The 926-nt window shown below is 36.5% G+C and carries 2 protein-coding genes; both read left to right on the top strand.

The window, feature by feature from the left end; translation table 11 throughout:
* The first annotated feature begins 137 nt into the window (after positions 1-137).
* Complete coding sequence (locus tag ACM0OY_RS40480) at positions 138-557, top strand: hypothetical protein (protein WP_414574314.1); 420 nt, start codon at positions 138-140, stop codon at positions 555-557.
* Positions 558-559: 2 nt separating this feature from the next.
* Positions 560-926 (top strand): hypothetical protein (locus tag ACM0OY_RS40475; RefSeq protein ID WP_414574313.1); only part of this gene is annotated, 367 nt, incomplete at its 3' end.

Genomic DNA, 926 nt, shown 5'->3' with positions numbered 1-926 from the left:
GCGCGACATCTGAAGACCTAGCGATAGGAGCGTTTAATGGACAGACACGACTATCGATAGTAGCCCCGCTGAATTCATCACAAGAGTATCTAATTCTTAGCAACGTGACCGGGGGATTAGGTATAAGGATTGCTTAAATGTATTCCTACAAACGCTATGCTTCGTGTCAGATTAAAGTCAATTGCTTCAACTACAAATACAAGGGTTTTACGCAATTGACTATTTCTTTGAAGTGCTACGTTTACCGACTTAAGGCTATTCGACAAATTACCCTCAAACAAGCCTTGTTCGGCGAAAATTACAAAGAAAGTTCTACAACTTTGATTGTTAATAAAGCTGAAGTCATAGGTCTTACCCCTGAAGCAATATTTACTGCATTATTCGCTAAATGCTTAATCAATCACCTGAACTTGAAAAATATTGATTTAGTTTATTCAGGTGCGGATATTAGCAACGGTCAAAGAATGTCTACTTATTGGTTATATTTTTTTGACTATCCGTTAGATGAATTTAACAATCCTGATATTTCGCAATCTGTAAACCCTAATAACTTCTAACAATGTCCACTCATTGTTCAAGCTCAGACAGCATAGCAATCGTAACTTTAACCAAGAATGGGAAAGCCTTTCAAATCAAAAGTGCTAAGCCACCGTTAACAATAAATTGTAAATCTGCAAATAACCCTGATTGCACAGCTGTAAAAATTTTCTACTACAGCAAGGAAAAAAACTCTAATACTAATGCAATCAGTGAAGGTAATTATACATACAATTTGTATGCTCCTGTTTCAGGTATTAGGATTATTGCAGATCAAAATATACAAATTTATTGTCGTGGCTCTACTGCTTTTGGCATCTGTGGTCTTCCTGGGTGGTACACGATAGCCAGTACTGGAGGTAATTGGAAATATATCGAAGCAACAATTA

Origin of the sequence: Nostoc sp. CCY 9925, from assembly GCF_963920935.1 — a bacterium.
Classification (GTDB): Bacteria; Cyanobacteriota; Cyanobacteriia; order Cyanobacteriales; family Nostocaceae; genus Nostoc.
This window is presented reverse-complemented; position numbering and strand designations above follow the sequence as displayed.